Annotated in this window: 13 protein-coding genes; 12 read left to right on the top strand and 1 reads right to left on the bottom strand. The window is 62.4% G+C overall.

What is annotated here, in order from left to right; all coding sequences use genetic code 11:
• Positions 1 to 99: 99 nt before the first annotated feature.
• From ACQ651_RS00255 to sucD, 7 genes are all read left to right on the top strand, one after another.
• Positions 100 to 414 carry a hypothetical protein gene (locus ACQ651_RS00255; RefSeq protein WP_227284383.1) on the top strand — a complete coding sequence of 105 codons (315 nt, stop codon included), beginning with the start codon at positions 100 to 102 and terminating at the stop codon, positions 412 to 414.
• A 293-nt stretch (positions 415 to 707) separates the two neighbouring features.
• Entirely contained in the window at positions 708 to 1,670 is a 963-nt protein-coding gene (gene mdh / locus ACQ651_RS00260; protein ID WP_227284382.1) for a malate dehydrogenase, read from the top strand.
• Between the two features lie 134 nt (positions 1,671 to 1,804).
• A complete protein-coding gene (locus tag ACQ651_RS00265) occupies positions 1,805 to 2,872 on the top strand; it encodes a glycosyltransferase family 2 protein (RefSeq protein ID WP_227284381.1) in 1,068 nt (355 codons plus the stop codon).
• 143 nt (positions 2,873 to 3,015) lie between these two features.
• Complete coding sequence (gene sucC, locus ACQ651_RS00270; RefSeq protein ID WP_430447784.1) at positions 3,016 to 4,209, top strand: ADP-forming succinate--CoA ligase subunit beta; 1,194 nt, start codon at positions 3,016 to 3,018, stop codon at positions 4,207 to 4,209.
• A 12-nt stretch (positions 4,210 to 4,221) separates the two neighbouring features.
• Positions 4,222 to 4,497 carry a hypothetical protein gene (locus ACQ651_RS00275; protein WP_430447785.1) on the top strand — a complete coding sequence of 92 codons (276 nt, stop codon included), beginning with the start codon at positions 4,222 to 4,224 and terminating at the stop codon, positions 4,495 to 4,497.
• 17 nt (positions 4,498 to 4,514) lie between these two features.
• The gene (locus ACQ651_RS00280; protein WP_227284379.1) at positions 4,515 to 4,985 is read left to right on the top strand and encodes a hypothetical protein; all 471 of its coding nucleotides are present in this window, start codon (positions 4,515 to 4,517) and stop codon (positions 4,983 to 4,985) included.
• A gap of 18 nt (positions 4,986 to 5,003) precedes the next feature.
• Positions 5,004 to 5,885, top strand: coding sequence for a succinate--CoA ligase subunit alpha (gene sucD, locus ACQ651_RS00285; RefSeq protein ID WP_430447787.1), 882 nt, complete (start codon positions 5,004 to 5,006; stop codon positions 5,883 to 5,885).
• 113 nt (positions 5,886 to 5,998) lie between these two features.
• Here the strand turns inward: sucD and ACQ651_RS00290 are convergent, their stop codons facing one another.
• Positions 5,999 to 6,220: a hypothetical protein gene (locus ACQ651_RS00290; RefSeq protein ID WP_430447789.1), complete on the bottom strand. Its 222-nt coding sequence runs from the start codon at positions 6,218 to 6,220 to the stop codon at positions 5,999 to 6,001.
• Positions 6,221 to 6,322: 102 nt separating this feature from the next.
• On the opposite strand from ACQ651_RS00290, the gene ACQ651_RS00295 reads away from it, so the two are divergent.
• From ACQ651_RS00295 to lpdA, 5 genes are all read left to right on the top strand, one after another.
• A complete protein-coding gene (locus tag ACQ651_RS00295) occupies positions 6,323 to 9,286 on the top strand; it encodes a 2-oxoglutarate dehydrogenase E1 component (RefSeq protein WP_430447790.1) in 2,964 nt (987 codons plus the stop codon).
• 3 nt (positions 9,287 to 9,289) lie between these two features.
• On the top strand, positions 9,290 to 10,849 hold the full coding sequence (gene odhB, locus ACQ651_RS00300) for a 2-oxoglutarate dehydrogenase complex dihydrolipoyllysine-residue succinyltransferase (protein ID WP_430447792.1): 1,560 nt from the start codon (positions 9,290 to 9,292) through the stop codon (positions 10,847 to 10,849).
• 85 nt (positions 10,850 to 10,934) lie between these two features.
• The gene (locus ACQ651_RS00305) at positions 10,935 to 11,405 is read left to right on the top strand and encodes a hypothetical protein (RefSeq protein ID WP_430447793.1); all 471 of its coding nucleotides are present in this window, start codon (positions 10,935 to 10,937) and stop codon (positions 11,403 to 11,405) included.
• A complete protein-coding gene (locus ACQ651_RS00310; RefSeq protein ID WP_227284374.1) occupies positions 11,402 to 11,824 on the top strand; it encodes an MAPEG family protein in 423 nt (140 codons plus the stop codon). The genes ACQ651_RS00305 and ACQ651_RS00310 overlap by 4 nt, the downstream gene beginning before the upstream one ends.
• Positions 11,825 to 11,909: 85 nt before the next feature.
• Positions 11,910 to 13,298, top strand: coding sequence for a dihydrolipoyl dehydrogenase (gene lpdA / locus ACQ651_RS00315; RefSeq protein ID WP_430447795.1), 1,389 nt, complete (start codon positions 11,910 to 11,912; stop codon positions 13,296 to 13,298).
• Positions 13,299 to 13,372: the final 74 nt, after the last annotated feature.

A 13,372-nucleotide genomic window follows, 5' to 3' on the forward strand; every position in this document is an offset into this window, starting at 1 on the left:
AAATGACCAGACAGCAAAAGGGGGAGCCAGGCGGTCGCACGCTCACCCTCTTGCGGACTGCTTTTCTCCGCCCCCCATCCGCAGATGAAAGGCAGGACCATGACCAGAATGAACAGGATTGTCGGGGCCGCGCTGACGCTCGCCTCTCTGACGTTTCCCGCCGGGGCGCAATCGAACGGACAGGCGATTTGCGGTCAGCGCGATGCGATCATCGGGACATTGAGCAGCCGGTACGGCGAAACCGCGCGGTCCATCGGGATGGGCCCGGGCAACCGTATCGTCGAGGTCTATGCCTCGGACGAGACCGGGACATGGACGATCACCGTGACAAGCGCGGACGGGATGACCTGCCTGATGGCCTCCGGCGCGTCCTACGTGACATTGGTGCAGCCCGCGCCCGGGGAACCGCTCTGAACAGAGACGTGCCCGGGGCGTTTTCCATGCCGGCCCGCCGGTCAGAATCGCGTGTGGAAAGCGGGCCGGGGAGCAGGAAATCGCCGGCCCGAACGGTCACTTTGGCGGAATCCGCGCGGCGCGCACCGTGCCGGAAATTCAGGTGGAGTGGCTGATTTTCTCTTGTTTCGAGCGGCTTGGCGGTGCTGCACTGCCGCGTGGGTCTTTCCGCCGCGCGCGCGCAGGCTTGCGCCGAAGGGGGCGGGCGGATAGGCCCGTCGCCAATATCAACGAGGTACCTGGAGATCACTCTCATGGCCAGACCCAAGATTGCGCTTATCGGCGCGGGACAGATCGGGGGCACCCTTGCCCATCTTGCAGCGCTGAAAGAACTGGGGGACGTCATCCTGTTCGACATCGCCGAGGGCATTCCACAGGGAAAGGCGCTGGATATCGCCGAATCCGGTCCGTCGGAAAAGTTCGACGCCAAGCTGAAGGGCACGAATGACTATGCGGATATCGCGGGTGCGGATGTGTGCATCGTCACCGCCGGCGTGCCGCGCAAACCGGGGATGAGCCGGGACGACCTTCTGGGGATCAACCTGAAAGTCATGAAATCCGTGGGCGAGGGCATCCGCGATCACGCGCCGAATGCATTCGTGATCTGCATCACCAACCCGCTCGATGCGATGGTCTGGGCGCTGCGCGAGTTTTCGGGTCTGCCGCATGAAAAGGTCTGCGGGATGGCCGGGGTGCTGGACAGCGCGCGGTTCCGCCATTTCCTGGCCGAAGAGTTCGAGGTCTCCATGAAGGATGTGACCGCTTTCGTTCTGGGCGGGCATGGTGACACGATGGTGCCGCTGACGCGCTATTCCACCGTGGCGGGTATTCCCTTGCCCGATCTGGTGGCGATGGGCTGGACCACGCAGGAGAAGCTGGAGGCGATTGTGCAGCGCACGCGCGATGGCGGCGCCGAGATCGTCGGCCTGCTGAAAACCGGCAGCGCCTTCTATGCGCCCGCGACATCGGCGATCGAAATGGCCGAAGCCTACCTGAAGGACCAGAAGCGGGTTCTGCCCTGTGCCGCCTATTGCGATGGCCAGTTCGGGCTGAAGGGCATGTATGTGGGCGTGCCGACCGTGATCGGCGCAGGGGGTATCGAACGGATCGTCGATGTGAAGCTTTCCAAGGAAGAGCAGGCCATGTTCGACAATTCCGTGGCTGCCGTGAAAGGCCTTGTCGACGCCTGCAAGGGGATCGACGACAGCCTGGCGTGAACGGTCACGCATCTGCAAGTTGGAATGGCGGCCCGCCCGGCCGCCATTTTCTTTTTCCCGATGGCGACAGATCCTCGCAAGACAGGTAGACGGTAGATAGCTGAACGGGCGCAGAGTTTGGATTTGGGCGGATAATGGGCGATGTGAGTTGGGGTGTCGTGATGACGGTCCGGGAGCCGCCGGTGCTGGTTCAGGCCAATGTCGCCTGGCATCTGGCGAGCGGCGCATCGGAAATTCACGTCTATCTGGACGACCCGCACGACCCGGCCTTCTACCTGTTGAAATCGATGCCGGGCTGCCGCGTCGTCAGGTGCACTCTGGATCACTGGAGAACACAGGCCAAGCGGCGCGCAAGGCCCGCGTCGCAGGTGCGGCGGCAGTCGCTGAATGCAAACCACGCCTTGTCGCGAACCGCATGCGATTGGCTCATCCATCTGGATGCGGACGAGTTTCTGCTTCAGGAGCGCCCGATTGCCGGAGAGATGGCCGCCTTGAACGGAACCGCCATGGCGCTGCAACTGCCGGTTTGGGAGCGCATTTATCTGCCCGGATCGGCCCCGGAAACCCTTTTCGAAGGCGGTTTCATGCCCGCGCTGACAGCCCCCGGTGACGCCAGGAGCGAAAACCGCGCCGTCGCGCGGCGGGTGTTCGGCGCGGATCGGGGCTATCGGCGGCTTGGGCTTTTGGGCCATGCCGCGGGCAAGGTTGCGGTGCCCGTGGGCCAGGGGTTTTCCCTGTCGATCCATACCGCGTTTCTTGACCGCGGGGGAGAACGCGCCCGGGCGCGGTTGCGGCGCTCCACATCTGCCCGGATCCTGCATTTCGACGGTCTGACGCCGCTCCACTGGATTTTGAAGCTCTTGCGATACGCAAGCTATGACCCCGAAATTCTCGACCGGATCGTGACCCGCCACCGGCGGAGCCAGATTGCGGACGCGGCGGCCTGTGCGGGACATGCGCCGGGGCTGAGGGCGTTTCACGACAGGCTGAGATATCTCACGCCGCGCCAGATGGGCGATCTTCAGGCGCTTGGCCTTCTCGATTGCCGCGCGTTTGATCCGACCACCGGGCGCAGCAACCTCGCCCTTGATCTGACGGTCGGGGCTTTTGACGCTGTTTTGCAGGAGCGGGAGCGCACGCTCCTTGAAAGTTCGGGCCTTTCGCAATCGCTTTCCGAGTTCGGATCCCGGCCCCGCGCCTGATTTTGTGATCACACTTTTTCTGGCTGTGATCACAAATGTCGCTTTTTAGGCAGAATTCCCCATACTGCGTCAGATTGACGTTTTATTGTGTGCAATTCTTGTGCTTAGTCCCAAGCAGATAACACCAATCATGGGACAGTTTCGTGAATATTCATGAATACCAGGCGAAGGCGTTGCTTCGCGATTATGGCGCGCCGGTCAGCGATGGCCGGGTGGTGATGCGGGCTGAAGAGGCAAAAACCGCCGCTGGGGCGCTGGACGGCCCGCTTTGGGTCGTGAAGGCGCAGATCCACGCAGGCGGGCGTGGCAAGGGCAGCTTCAAGGAAGCGGATGCCGGTGAAAAGGGCGGTGTGCGCCTTGCCAAATCGGTCGAAGAGGCCGCGGACGAGGCCAAGCGGATGCTGGGCCGTACCCTGGTGACCCATCAGACGGGCCCCGCGGGAAAGCAGGTCAACCGGATCTATATCGAAGATGGCTCGGGCATCCAGACGGAGATGTATCTGGCCCTTCTGGTGGATCGCCAGACCAGTCGTATCTCGTTCGTCTGCTCCACCGAGGGTGGGATGGATATCGAGGAGGTCGCGGCTGCGACGCCCGAGAAGATCCTGTCTTTCAGCGTCGACCCGGCGACGGGGTATCAGGGGTTCCATGGCCGCCGGGTTGCCTTCGCCCTCAGTCTCGAAGGCCAGCAGGTCAAGCAATGCGTCCGCCTGATGGGGCTTCTTTACCAGGCCTTCACCGAGAAGGACATGGAGATGCTGGAGATCAACCCGCTGATCGTGACCGATAGCGGCGATCTGAAAGTGCTGGATGCCAAGGTCGGCTTCGATGGCAATGCCGTTTACCGCCACGCCGATATCGCGGCGCTGCGCGATGAGACGGAAGAGGACCCGAAGGAACTCGCCGCCTCGAAATACGATCTGAACTACATCGCGCTCGACGGGGAAATCGGCTGCATGGTCAACGGCGCGGGCCTTGCCATGGCGACGATGGACATCATCAAGCTCTACGGCTCGGAACCCGCCAATTTCCTCGACGTGGGCGGCGGCGCGACCAAGGAGAAGGTGACCGAGGCCTTCAAGATCATCACCTCCGACCCGCAGGTCAAAGGCATTCTGGTCAACATCTTCGGTGGCATCATGCGCTGCGATATCATTGCCGAAGGCGTGATCGCCGCCGTGCAGGAGGTGGGTCTTGAGGTGCCGCTCGTGGTGCGTCTGGAAGGCACGAATGTTGAAAAGGGCAAGGAGATCATCCGCAATTCCGGCCTGAACGTGATCGCGGCGGATGACCTGAAGGACGGCGCTGAAAAGATCGTGGCGGCGGTGAAGGGCTAGGGCGACGGGGCGATGAAATCCCTTTCCTTGTGGCAGATCATTCATGGCCTCGGCATCGTGCTGCTCATCGGGGTCGGCCCGGGCAGGGCGGTTGCGGCGCAGACGCCCCTGGCCGCCGATCTTGTCCAGCCCGCCTTCGCCGCAACCGAAGCCATGGAGTTCGGTCAGGTCCGCGATCTCCGTACTGTGCTTGATGTGGACACACGCCCGGCTCCGGGAAGACCGGAGGTGGTCGTGAATCTGGAACGCCTGCCGCCTGCAGGTGGACTTCAAGGTGGGGATCAATGATGAAAGGCTGGCCAAGCATGATTGGTTTCGATCGCCGCACGTATCTGGCGACGGGGTTGCGTCGGCTCTTCATCATTGCCTTTTGCGGTGGTCTTGCGGCCTGCGTGTCCACGGCCCCGGTGACCCCCACGGCCCCCGCGACGCAGGGGCTCGTCTCGACGCCCGATGCCGCGCCCGGAGAGGCGCTGGCCCCGCCACGGACAGCCGCGTCCCTGATGCAGACTGTATGCGCATCCTCGAACCGGGATGCTGCCGCGGCGGCCAACGGGTTTGTCCGCAACAGCCGGACGGGCACCCTTTTCCATCAGCGCTACAACCTGTCGATCCGGGCCGATGGCCCGTGCTCGCTGGTGTTTGTCAGCCGCTCCTCCCAGGCAGAGATTGCGGCGGCGCTGTCTTCGGTGCCGGCCGTGTTGGGCGTCGCGCGTCAAAGCCCGTTTGATCGAAATGAAACCTATTACTCAGCCCTTTATGGCTCAGCGACTTAATCGAGAAGGAACAGGCATATGGCCGTACTCGTAGATGAAAACACCAAGGTGATCTGTCAGGGTTTCACCGGAAGCCAGGGCACGTTCCATTCCGAACAGGCCATCGCCTACGGTACGAAAATGGTGGGCGGGGTGACGCCGGGCAAAGGTGGCATGACGCATCTGGATCTGCCGGTCTTCAACTCCGTGCATGAGGCGAAGGCGGTGACCGGGGCGAATGCGAGCGTCATCTATGTGCCACCGCCCTTTGCCGCGGACTCGATCCTGGAAGCGATCGATGCGGAGATGCAGCTGATCTGCTGCATCACCGAGGGCATTCCGGTCCTCGACATGATGCGGGTCAAACGTGCGCTGGAAGGCTCCGGCAGCATCCTGATCGGGCCGAACTGCCCGGGTGTCATCACCCCGGATGCCTGCAAGATCGGCATCATGCCCGGCCATATCCACAAACGCGGGTCCTGTGGCGTGGTCTCCCGTTCGGGCACGCTGACCTATGAGGCCGTGAAACAGACCTCCGATGTGGGTCTGGGCCAGTCGACCTGCGTCGGCATCGGCGGCGACCCCATCAAGGGAACCGAACATATCGATGTGCTTGAATGGTTTCTGGCCGATGACGAGACGGAAAGCATCATCATGATTGGCGAGATCGGCGGCAGCGCCGAGGAAGAAGCGGCGCAGTTCCTGGCCGATGAGAAGAAAAAGGGCCGCTGGAAGCCCACCGCCGGCTTCATCGCAGGCCGCACCGCCCCTCCGGGCCGCCGCATGGGCCACGCCGGTGCCATCGTCGCCGGTGGCAAGGGCGGCGCCGAGGACAAGATCGAAGCGATGCAGAGCGCAGGCATCGTGGTGGCCGAAAGCCCCGCAGGCCTGGGCGAGGCTGTGCTGAAGGCGATTGGGTGATGCTTCCCGGGCAACGCATGGACGGCGCAGCGCGGACGCGCAAGTGTCTGGCGCGCCATCAGACCGGCCATTGGTCCGGGGCGGTCCTGGCCCTGGCTGTCGCCCTCGGCGTGTCAAGCCTTGCAACTCCCGCCGAGGCCTTCACCGGTCAGATCGCCGAGGTGCAGCAGAACGTCTATTTTCTGCGCACAAATCCGGATCGAGGCGTGTTCATCAATCAACCCGCTGGTGTATTCGATATCGGTAACCGCAGTGGCGGCTACAGAATCCGTTTCAACTCTCAGCGAATAGACATCGGCGGTGTTCAAGCCCTTGCGGCAGAGATATGTGGCCATTTGGGTCGCCAAAGCTCCACTCTTCAGATCAGCGGTGCCGGGCCTCGAAACCAACGTGCTGACTTTGCCTGCCAATAGACCTTGCTCCGGGAGGACCACGTAATGACCGACCAATCCCCGAACGACCAGTTCCACGCGTCGAGCTTCATGCAAGGCCACAATGCCGAGTATCTGGAGCAGCTTTACGCCCGATACGCCAATGACCCGAACGCCGTCGATGCGGCCTGGCAGGAGTTCTTCCGGGCGCTTGGCGATGCGGAGATGGAGGTGAAAGCCGAAGCCTCCGGCCCGTCCTGGGCGCGGAGCGACTGGCCGCCCCAACCCGCCGACGAGATGACCCATGCGCTGACCGGGGAGTGGCCGGCGGCAGCCGAGGAGATGAAAGGCGCAGGCGACAAGATCAGGGGCAAGGCGACGGAGAAGGGCGTCTCGCTGAGCGATGATCAGGTGCAGCGCGCCGTGCTCGATTCGATCCGGGCGCTGATGCTGATCCGCGCCTACCGCATCCGGGGCCATCTGGTGGCCGATCTCGACCCGCTCGGCATGCGCGACCAGACCCCGCACCCGGAACTGGACCCGAAATCCTACGGCTTCACCGAAGCCGACATGGACCGGCCGATCTTCATCGACAATGTGCTCGGCCTGCAAATGGCCTCGATGCGCCAGATCGTCGACATCGTGAAGCGGACGTATTGCGGCACCTTCGCGCTGCAATACATGCATATCTCGAACCCGACCGAAGCCGCATGGCTGAAGGAGCGGATCGAAGGCTTCGGCAAAGAGGTGGCCTTCACCCGCGAAGGGCGCCGGGCGATCCTCAACAAGATGGTCGAGGCGGAGGGCTTCGAGAAGTTCCTCCATGTCAAATACATGGGCACCAAGCGGTTCGGTCTGGATGGAGGTGAAAGCCTGATCCCGGCGATGGAGCAGATCATCAAGCGCGGCGGTGCCTTGGGTGTGAAAGACATTATCGTCGGCATGCCGCACCGGGGACGGCTGAGTGTGCTGGCCAATGTCATGGCCAAACCGTACCGCGCGATTTTCAACGAGTTTCAGGGCGGCTCCTTCAAGCCGGAAGACGTCGATGGCTCGGGCGACGTGAAGTACCATCTGGGCGCGTCGAGCGACCGGGAATTCGACGGGAACTCCGTCCATCTGTCCCTGACGGCCAACCCGTCCCATCTGGAAGCCGTGAACCCGGTCGTTCTGGGCAAGGCCCGCGCGAAACAGGACCAGAACAACGATCCGGAACGCACCAGCGTTCTGCCGATCCTGCTCCATGGTGACGCGGCCTTTGCGGGGCAGGGCGTGGTGGCCGAATGCTTCGGCCTGTCCGGCCTGCGCGGGCATCGCACCGGTGGTACGATGCATATCGTCGTGAACAACCAGATCGGCTTCACGACGGCGCCGCATTTCAGCCGCTCCAGCCCGTACCCCACCGATATCGCGCTGATGGTGGAGGCCCCGATCTTCCACGTGAACGGCGACGATCCGGAAGCCGTGGTGCATGCGGCCAAGGTGGCTACCGAATTCAGACAGATGTTCCACAAGGACGTCGTCATCGACATCTTCTGCTATCGGCGGTTCGGTCATAACGAGGGTGATGAACCCATGTTCACCAACCCGATCATGTACAAGAAGATCAAGAAGCAGAAGACGACGCTTCAGCTTTATACCGAACGTCTGGTGAAGGACGGTCTGATCCCCGAAGGTGAAATCGAGGATATGAAGGCCGCGTTCCAGGCCCATCTGAACGAAGAGTTCGAAGCGGGCAAAGATTACAAGCCCAACAAGGCCGATTGGCTGGATGGCCGCTGGTCCCATCTGGACCGCGAGGGGGAGGAGTACCAGCGCGGCGAGACGGCGATCAACCCGGAAACCTTCGAACAGGTCGGCGCCGCTCTTGCGCGCGCGCCCAATGGCTTCAAGCTGCACAAGACCGTGGGCCGCCTGCTCGAAAGCAAGAAGCAGATGTTCGACAGCGGCACCGGGTTCGACTGGGCAACGGCGGAGGCGCTGGCCTTCGGCTCGCTGCTGACCGAGGGCTATCCGGTGCGTCTGGCCGGTCAGGATTCGACGCGCGGCACGTTCAGCCAGCGCCATTCCGCGCTGATCGATCAGGAAACCGAAGAACGGTATTACCCGCTCAACCACGTCCGTGAAGGGCAGGCGCGGTATGAAGTGATCGACTCGATGCTGTCGGAATACGCGGTTCTGGGGTTCGAGTACGGCTATTCTCTGGCGGAACCCAATGCGCTGGTGATGTGGGAGGCGCAGTTCGGCGATTTCGCCAATGGCGCCCAGATCATGTTCGACCAGTTCATCTCGTCGGGCGAACGCAAATGGCTGCGGATGTCGGGTCTGGTGATGCTGCTGCCGCATGGTTTCGAAGGGCAGGGGCCGGAGCATTCCTCCGCCCGGCTGGAGCGCTTCCTGCAGATGTGTGCGGAAGACAACTGGATCGTCGCCAACTGCACCACGCCCGCGAACTACTTTCACATCCTGCGCCGGCAGATCCATCGCAGTTTCCGCAAACCGCTGGTCCTGATGACGCCGAAATCGCTGCTCCGGCACAAGCTGGCGGTCAGCGAGACCGAGGATTTCACGACCGGATCCAGCTTTCACCGGGTGCTTTGGGATGATGCGCAGAAGGGCCATTCCGAGACCGAGCTGCAACCCGATGACAAGATCAAGCGGGTCGTGCTGTGTTCGGGCAAGGTGTATTACGACCTGCTGGAAGAGCGCGATGCGCGCGGTATCGACGATATCTATCTGCTGCGGCTGGAGCAGTTCTACCCGTTCCCGGCCCTTGCCCTGATGAAGGAGCTTGAACGCTTCAAGGGGGCGGAGATGTACTGGTGCCAGGAAGAACCCAAGAACCAGGGTGGGTGGAGTTTCGTCGAACCGAACCTTGAATGGGTCCTGACGCGCCTGAAAGCCAAGCACAAGCGGCCGGTCTATGTCGGGCGACAGGCCTCCGCGTCGCCGGCGACAGGATTGGCGAGCCAACACAAAGCACAACAAGCCGCGCTCGTGAATGATGCGCTGACGATCGAAGGGAAATAAGCGATGTCCGTTGAAGTGCGCGTACCCACCCTGGGCGAAAGCGTGACAGAAGCCACCGTGGCGACCTGGTTCAAGAAACCGGGGGAAGCCGTTGCGGTCGATGAAATGCTCTGTGAACTGGAAACCGACAAGGTCACGGTCGAAGTACCGTCGCCCGCTGCCGGAACCCTGGCGGAGATCGTCGCGGCGGAAGGCGAGACCGTGGGGGTCGATGCCCTGCTCGCAACGCTCAGCGAAGGCGATGCCGGATCGGAGGCGCCCGCCAAGGACAAGGCCGCGCCCGCCGCCAAGGCTGACGTCAAGGACAGTGGCGGCCAAGGCGAAAGCGTGGACGTCATGGTGCCGACGCTTGGTGAAAGCGTGACCGAGGCGACCGTCTCGACCTGGTTCAAGGCCGTCGGCGACAGCGTCACCCAGGATGAGATGCTGTGCGAGCTGGAGACGGACAAGGTGTCCGTGGAGGTGCCCGCGCCCGCATCGGGAACCCTGACCGAGATCCTGGCCGCCGAAGGCGAGACGGTGGAGGCCGGGGGCAAGCTGGCGGTGATGAGTGCCGGCGCAGGGGCCGAAGCCGCCGCGGGCAGTGCCACGCCACCGGCGGAAGGGGGCGCCGAGACGGCGGCACCGAAAGCGCCGGATGCGGCGGATGCAGGCAAAGGCCGCGGCGATGTGGAAGACGCCCCGTCTGCCAGGAAGATGATGGCCGAAAAGGGCTTGAGCCCCGATCAGGTCAAGGGATCCGGCCGGGATGGACGGATCATGAAGGAGGACGTGCAGAAAGCGGTTGCGGCCGCCACGTCGGCGTCCGCGCCCACCGCATCCGCGCCGGCGGCGCCCCGCGCCCCGGTGCCCGCCGATGATGCCGCGCGCGAGGAACGGGTCAAGATGACCCGGCTGCGCCAGACCATCGCCAAGCGCCTGAAGGACAGCCAGAACACGGCTGCCATGCTGACCACCTATAACGAGGTGGACATGACCGAGGTCATGGCGCTGCGCAACCAGTACAAGGACCAGTTCGAGAAGAAGCACGGCGTTCGTCTGGGCTTCATGTCCTTCTTCACCAAGGCATGCTGCCATGCCCTGAAAGAAGTCCCCGAAGTGAATGCGGAGATCGACGGCACCGATATCGTCTACAAGAACTTCGTGCATATGGGCGTGGCGGCAGGCACCCCCACGGGTCTTGTGGTGCCGGTCATCCGGGACGCGGATTCGATGTCCTTCGCCGAGATCGAGAAGGCGATCGCCGAGAAGGGCCGCCGCGCCCGCGACGGCAAACTGTCCATGGCCGAGATGCAGGGCGGCACCTTCACGCTCTCCAATGGCGGGGTCTATGGCTCGCTGATGTCCTCGCCCATTCTGAACCCGCCGCAATCGGGCATTCTGGGGATGCACAAGATCCAGGACCGCCCGATGGCGATCAATGGCGAGGTGGTGATCCGCCCGATGATGTATCTGGCGCTGTCCTACGACCACCGGATCGTCGACGGCAAAGGCGCCGTGACCTTCCTTGTGCGGGTGAAAGAGGCGCTTGAGGATCCCCGGCGTCTGCTGATGGATTTGTGAATGATCGGGCAGGCCCGGAGGAGCTGGATTTCCGATTCGAAGCACTACCAGTTTCTTCATGTGCCGACGTGAAAGTGTCTATTCGATGTCCAATGTAGATACTGCGAAGATCTTCTTTGGGATTGTCCTCGATAAGCTGCAGGTAGCTTTCCCTGCTGCCTATCACGTGGTGACGGATGACCTCTGGCCCGACTTCGAGCGTCTCGCCATGGAAGGGCAAATCTCAATAAAGGACGGCAAGAGACGCTTCAGGCATGTCGCTATCGCAGATGCATCCCAAAATGAGGCCATCAAAAGCCAATATGTGCGACTCATGCTGCATTGGATGGCGACCGAAGGCTACATTCACCCCGATCCTGCGAGTAACTTCAAGTTTGACTATGTACTCTCAGGTAAGGCGCTGGCAGTTTTGGGGCTATCTCTGGAAGCAGATGACGAAACGCTTGGCAGCAGACTCAGGTTTGCCATCGGGACCATTGGCGAGCAAACCTCTGGAGAGCTGGTTTCGCAGATCATAAGTAGAGGCTTAGAGGTCATGCAGGGTATTCAAACATGACCCCCGAACTCACCACCCTCGCCCTGGCGCTTCTTCTGCAAGCCGTTCAGTTCTGCCTGATGGCGATCCCTGCCAATCGGGAACTCGGCGCGGGCAAGACCGCCTCACCGCGGGACCGCGACCGGCTGGGCGGGTCTCTGGAGGACCAGCTCTCGACTCGCACCGCGAGGCTTTACCGGGCGATGAACAACCATTTCGAGGGGTTGATCCTCTTCACCATCGCCGTGGTGGTGGTGGAGCTGTCCGGCAGCAATTCGACCTTCACCGCCGCCTGCGCCTGGACCTATCTGGGCGCCCGCATCCTCTATGTCCCGGCTTATGCCTTCGGCTGGTCGCCCTGGCGGAGTGCGATCTGGTTCCTTGGCTTCGCCGCCACAATCGCCATGACCCTCGCCGCCCTTCTGGGAGCCGGGTCATGACCGTAAACAGACATCGCGGGGATATACCGGATATATACGGGATATATACCGGTTCTATCCCGCCCGAAACGACTTAGGAGACCCCATGTCCAGCTATGACGTCATCATCATCGGCTCCGGCCCCGGCGGCTATGTCTGCGCCATCCGCTGCGCGCAGCTGGGGCTCAAAACCGCCTGTGTCGAGGGGCGGGAGACGCTCGGGGGCACCTGCCTGAACATCGGCTGCATCCCGTCCAAGGCGCTGCTCCATGCGTCCCATCAACTGCATGAGGCGGAACATAACTTCGCCAAGATGGGCTTGAAGGGAAAGTCGCCATCCGTCGACTGGAAGCAGATGCAGGCCTACAAGGATGACGTGATCGCCCAGAACACCCGGGGTGTCGAATTTCTGTTCAAGAAGAACAAGATAGACTGGCTGAAAGGCTGGGGGTCCATCCCCGGGGCGGGCAAGGTGAAGGTCGGCGACGAGGTCCACGAGGCCAAGCATATCGTCATCGCCACCGGGTCCGAGCCGTCGGCCCTGCCCGGGATAGAGATCGACGAAAAGGTGGTGGTGACCTCCGAAGGCGCGCTGAGCCTGACGAAGATCCCCAAGAAGATGGTGGTGATCGGCGCCGGCGTGATCGGGCTTGAACTGGGGTCGGTCTATGCGCGTCTCGGGGCGGAGGTTCAGGTGATCGAGTACCTCGATCACATCACTCCGGGCATGGATGCGGAGATTTCTAAACAGTTCCAGCGTCTGCTGAAGAAGCAGGGTCTTGAGTTTACCCTCGGCGCGGCCGTGCAGAAGATCGACGCGACCAAGACCAAGGCCAAGGTCACCTACAAGCTCCGCAAGGATGACAGCGAAGCCACGATGGATGCCGATGTGGTGCTGGTCGCGACCGGGCGCAAACCTTATACCGACGGGCTGGGCCTTGCCGATCTGGGCGTCGGAATGACGGATCGCGGCCAGATCAAGACCGACGATCACTGGGCGACCAATGTGAAGGGCATCTATGCGATCGGCGATGCAATCGCGGGCCCGATGTTGGCCCATAAGGCCGAGGATGAAGGGATGGCGGTGGCCGAGGTTCTCGCGGGCCGCCACGGCCATGTGAATTACGGCGTCATTCCGGGCGTGATCTATACCCATCCGGAAGTCGCAAATGTCGGCGAGACGGAAGAGACCCTGAAAGAGGCGAGCCGGGCTTACAAGATCGGCAAGTTCGCGTTTATGGGCAATGGCCGCGCCAAGGCGAATTTCGCGGCCGACGGGTTCGTGAAGATTCTCGCCGACAAGGAGACGGACCGGATATTGGGTGCCCACATCATCGGCCCGATGGCCGGTGATCTGATCCACGAGATATGCGTGGCGATGGAGTTCGGTGCATCGGCGCAGGATCTGGCGATGACATGCCACGCCCATCCGACCTATTCCGAAGCGGTGCGCGAGGCGGCGCTTGCCTGCGGAGATGGGCCGATCCACGCATGACCCCCGGGTCCGGGACCCGCCAGGAATGCGGTTGCCTGGCGGGAGGCGGTGACCCAGCTCATTTCCCGCGGCCC

The sequence above is a fragment of the Rhodophyticola sp. genome, from assembly GCF_965284195.1.
GTDB lineage: Bacteria > Pseudomonadota > Alphaproteobacteria > Rhodobacterales > Rhodobacteraceae > Rhodophyticola.

Excerpts from the sequence above, each read along its gene's own strand:
- ACQ651_RS00255 (WP_227284383.1), top strand. The coding sequence starts at position 100 with ATGACCAGAATGAACAGGATTGTCGGGGCCGCGCTGACGCTCGCCTCT.
- mdh (WP_227284382.1), top strand. The coding sequence starts at position 708 with ATGGCCAGACCCAAGATTGCGCTTATCGGCGCGGGACAGATCGGGGGC.
- ACQ651_RS00265 (WP_227284381.1), top strand. The coding sequence starts at position 1,805 with ATGGGCGATGTGAGTTGGGGTGTCGTGATGACGGTCCGGGAGCCGCCG.
- ACQ651_RS00275 (WP_430447785.1), top strand. The coding sequence starts at position 4,222 with ATGAAATCCCTTTCCTTGTGGCAGATCATTCATGGCCTCGGCATCGTG.
- ACQ651_RS00280 (WP_227284379.1), top strand. The coding sequence starts at position 4,515 with ATGATTGGTTTCGATCGCCGCACGTATCTGGCGACGGGGTTGCGTCGG.
- sucD (WP_430447787.1), top strand. The coding sequence starts at position 5,004 with ATGGCCGTACTCGTAGATGAAAACACCAAGGTGATCTGTCAGGGTTTC.
- ACQ651_RS00290 (WP_430447789.1), bottom strand. The coding sequence starts at position 6,220 with ATGGCCACATATCTCTGCCGCAAGGGCTTGAACACCGCCGATGTCTAT.
- ACQ651_RS00295 (WP_430447790.1), top strand. The coding sequence starts at position 6,323 with ATGACCGACCAATCCCCGAACGACCAGTTCCACGCGTCGAGCTTCATG.
- odhB (WP_430447792.1), top strand. The coding sequence starts at position 9,290 with ATGTCCGTTGAAGTGCGCGTACCCACCCTGGGCGAAAGCGTGACAGAA.
- ACQ651_RS00305 (WP_430447793.1), top strand. The coding sequence starts at position 10,935 with ATGTCCAATGTAGATACTGCGAAGATCTTCTTTGGGATTGTCCTCGAT.
- ACQ651_RS00310 (WP_227284374.1), top strand. The coding sequence starts at position 11,402 with ATGACCCCCGAACTCACCACCCTCGCCCTGGCGCTTCTTCTGCAAGCC.
- lpdA (WP_430447795.1), top strand. The coding sequence starts at position 11,910 with ATGTCCAGCTATGACGTCATCATCATCGGCTCCGGCCCCGGCGGCTAT.